2 protein-coding genes are annotated in these 4,260 nt (G+C 42.6%); both read right to left on the minus strand.

Translation table 11 applies throughout. From position 1 onward, the window contains the following. Window positions 1-1,492 precede the first annotated feature (1,492 nt). Window positions 1,493-2,197, minus strand: coding sequence for an oligogalacturonate-specific porin KdgM family protein (locus ACSZO4_RS24820; protein WP_437891756.1), 705 nt, complete (start codon window positions 2,195-2,197; stop codon window positions 1,493-1,495). 1,087 nt (window positions 2,198-3,284) lie between these two features. Further along, on the minus strand, window positions 3,285-4,187 hold the full coding sequence (locus ACSZO4_RS24825) for a replication initiation protein (RefSeq protein WP_437891755.1): 903 nt from the start codon (window positions 4,185-4,187) through the stop codon (window positions 3,285-3,287). Window positions 4,188-4,260 lie beyond the last annotated feature (73 nt).

Genomic DNA, 4,260 nt, shown 5'->3' on the forward strand with positions numbered 1-4,260 from the left:
TTATGGCGGGCTGTTGTCTGGCACGGTTCATGTGCTAATATCCTTTCAAGGTTTCGTACCTGGCCCTGGTTATCATGAGATCCGCCAAGATTGAACATGATTTCCGGGGCTTTGTTTTTTCTGGCTTAACGTTACACCGTCTTGTCCCGTCTGTCGATCTCACCCCGGTTTACCATAACATCTGTTGCATGCCCCGCCTCAGACGCCATCAGCGCGTTTTTATGCCCTCACCCGCAAACGATACGTCTTACCCCCTGAAAACCGCTCAGAATCGTACTGATGATTTGTGAGAGCATGAATTGTTATGCAGCAGTATGACGGCGTGCTGTTTTCAGGACAGATTCATTGTCAGCCCGTGAGGAGTAGGGCAACGAGCAGCACGAGGCGGCAGTGCGAACGCGAACACATAAGCACCGGATGATCTTCCGCTTCCTCGCTCATTCGCTCACTACGTTCGGTCATGAGACTGCGGCGAGCGTTACCGGCTAATCATGGTGATGATATTCACGGTGAATGCGGAATAATTAGCAAAATATTCTCACCGTTCTCACGGGGGTTTCGGGGGATGAAATCCCCTGAACCAGTCATGGTGGCACCTCGTTAGAGGGGACGCTGTGTGTACTGGCTTAAGGTACAGTGCAGTATGCCAGATTCTGTGCTGGCTGCAAAAAAAAACCTCTGCTGAAAAGGGCTGTTATCTGATATAGGTTGTTTAGTCTCACCGAGGTGTGTCATCTGTAAAATGAGAAATACCCGTCATCCATCAAACTGCCTATTTCTAGTTATCATGAACAAGGAAACGGAGGAACGACATGACATGGGGAATCATGCCAGCTTTCATGATTCTCGTTTCGCAGGCTTCAACATGGTGAGGCATCGAGGGTACTGACGAAGATTCGTGCCTGCTGCACCCCATAGGCTTTCAATGCTGTTTGCGATAGGCTATCTCGTCCGTGCTGCGCAACTGGCCGGAATAGCGTAAATAGAGGGGAAAATAAGGGAGCCAAGTGTATTTATTGCCACATAGCTGAATGATGATGAGCAAATATTAGCCAGCGCAGAGTGATTGAGTACCTCACCTGACGGATAGAGCCGCTCATCTAAGGGTCCCATCGATTAAATCGCATCTTCCTTAAGAAAAGCGTAGATACAACTATTTGGCACATTAATATAAAAGGTGCAGCAGTTCTTTAATTTTGCTTATGTACGGAATTCAGAGTGATGGAAAATCAGTCCGGAACTAATCAGAATTAGCCTTCGAATCACATATACCATAAATAATTCGAGTTGCAGAAATTCGGAAAGCGAGAGAGTTCCGCCTGGCTTACTTCGGTAAGTGATTCTGGTGAACGAATGTAACCAACACACTGTCAACTTGAAGGATGACGGGTATAGATATCAGTCTTACAAAAAAAAGCGGAAATATTTTATCATTCCCGCTTGTACATAGCAATGCACTAATAATTAGCCCAACAAGGATATTTTAATTTAGTTAAAACACATATTGAACACCAACACGATATCGAGTTTGCCTTTCGTCAGTTACTTTTGAATCACCGGAAACATTCGCTATAGACATGTAAGGCCGCCAATTTTTATCATATTTATATGTTAACTTACCCTCGTATAACCAACTTTCTTTGTCGTTATCCCATAATACGGTATTTTCTGAACGTTTCCATTCAAAGTCATTTGACAATGTAAACTTATCAGTTAATTTCAATCCGACCACCAGGTTAACCTGGTGTCCATGATCATCTTCCCCACTACCAGATGCAACTCTTTTATAATATGGGCGATATCTTAAGGTTGTTGAGACAATATCATTAAAAACAACACCGCCTCTAATGTATGGTCTGTAATTATTTGCTGACGAACTTGAGTCCAAGCTAAGACCACTTTCTAAAGAAAGTGCCTTATCAAACTTATATAGGTAGCTTGCTACAACTTCTGTCCCATTACTAACGGTATCGCTGTAAGGAGTATCTGGTTTATTATCACCTGACTTCCACTTAACCTCAGACGAAATACCAAAACCACTTGCAAAACGATGTGAAATTAACAAGCGATCTCGATGACCACGTTTTGCCGTATCTTTCATTTCATGCCTGTAATCAATTGTTACAGCGCTAGCATCAATGGAAAACAAAGATGCCAACGATATTGCCACCACTGACTTTATAACTTTTCCTTTCATCATATTAGATCTCTCTTAGAATTATCATTACAAAAACCAATTCACCACCATAAATCCAGGCAAAAAAACATACACAAAAATAAAACTATGTTTTGAGTTTTAGATAACACTTTTCCAAAAAAAAATATTTTTTTCTTGAGCTTAATCAAAGAAACACTCCCAATCAACAGTTTCGCAGAGGTAATATGGATAGCATTGATATCATAATTCTTTGGTAAAACTGATAAATCACTTAAAAATGTAATTGACAATGAAAATTCCAGATATACCAATCTCACTTCAAGGTGCTGGGTTTGTGGTGCTCAACCAACTTACCTCGAATATGAAAATTTGTTCATGCCCATGTAATTTGAAATGTCATTATTATATGCCCATGATACTTCAAGTTGCTGAAGCCTGAACCCAAGGCAGCGGTAGGGGGAAGTTGTTGGAGTACCACCATCCTGCATCTTGAAGTTAATTGGGTATAAATAGGTGTTGCGACTGAAATTTAAACATCATTCAAGCATATTCTATCAATCAGCACGGAGGCGGCATTGCTATGAGTTATCTTTAATGCTGACACACTTTATGCCCGTATACATTCAGAGGTTCTCTCTTCAAAATGCAATAAATTCATACCAAAATAACTTCAAAATGCGGGGGGGGGGTAATTAAATTTGCAACATTACTGTTTTTATGTTCATTCCCTGCTGTTTTAAATTTTATGAGTGTGAGTTGCAAAGAAAATAATAAAAATTAAATTATCTACAAAAATAAAAAGTAATTATTACGCACATCGCATCTCCTTATTCATTGCAGCCTTTGATTTTAATTGTCATGATCAAAGTTTCATATTCGAGGTAAGTTGGTTGAGCACCACAAACCCAGCACCTTGAAGCAAGTAGGGTCCGTTGTTAAGGAAGGTGCGATTTAATCATTCATAGTTAGGTTCATGACTACAGTGATTGCCGTTCATCCATCGTTTTCACTGTTTTAGGCGGTTTTTTGTTCATTTACTATACGATTACAAAGCAAAAAAATGGTTGCCATCGAATTAATCGCACCTTCCTTAATAGAAGCCCAGTGGTCAATATAATAAAAATATTCACGTCTCATTTTTTTTATACTTATTTTTATTCCTAAAGTAGGTAGCTCTACTAACTCCTATTTCAACCCAAGGATTATTTAAAGATTTTCTACCACCGCCGTGACTTCTCTTACCTCTTAATGATTGAATATAATGAGTGTGAGTTCTTTTCACATATTCATCAAATCCATCTTTCGATAGATTTTTCAAAGTCCACTTTGCAATGCTTTTAGCAATCCCCATCACTTCATTTTCATCCAGAGGTGCTGCGAATTGCAGGTTGTAGGCAATGGCTCGTTCATAGCAGGCATTCATCCACTGCTCATACTCCGGCCATCCCTGACGGATGGCGCGGTATGCCCACTTGCGGGTTTTATCGAACAGCATGCAGTTACGGCCTAAGCCGTAGTCGGCAACTATTTCCTTATGGTTCGCCGCGTTCAGGTCGAGAAAGTCGGCCAGCCAGTCCAGTGTGTAGAGTTCCGGCTGCCAGACGGCAATTTTCCAGTGCTCGTGGTTCGGATTTTTGCAGATGAGTCCCGAATACCCCGCGTCAGCCTCTAATTTTTTACGTAGCGCGTTTTCCACGGCCGCAGCGTACTTCAGCGGTTTCATTCTGCCGTCAGGGGCGGTGCGTATTGAGGTTGCCAGCGCGTACAGCAAGTGCGCATGGCCGTTTTCCGGGTTGGTGATGGTCAGCGTGGGGGCAGGCGCATTCCGGTCGCTCCAGTCAATGGTTGCACCAGCGCGATCGACGTCGAAGCCGAGCCAGAACATGGTATGTGGCTGGTTAAACTGGATGTACTTCGCAAGAATTGCGCGCTCTTTCCCGGCAATGCGCACACCGAAGTGCAGATCGTCCGAAAAGTACGGCTTGTGCGGAAGTCGTTCGTTAAAAAGTTCGAGTGCGGCGTTAAGCAATGCGCCCTGCGCTTATGGCGGGCTGTTGTCTGGCACGGTTCATGTGCTAATATCCTTTCAAGGTTTCGTACCT

Origin of the sequence: Phytobacter sp. V91, assembly GCF_965644225.1 — a bacterium.
Taxonomy (GTDB): Bacteria; Pseudomonadota; Gammaproteobacteria; order Enterobacterales; family Enterobacteriaceae; genus CBFFRJ01.

What these genes read in the sequence shown, in the direction of transcription:
- ACSZO4_RS24820 (WP_437891756.1), bottom strand. Translation starts at nt 2,197, where the DNA reads ATGAAAGGAAAAGTTATAAAGTCAGTGGTGGCAATATCGTTGGCATCT.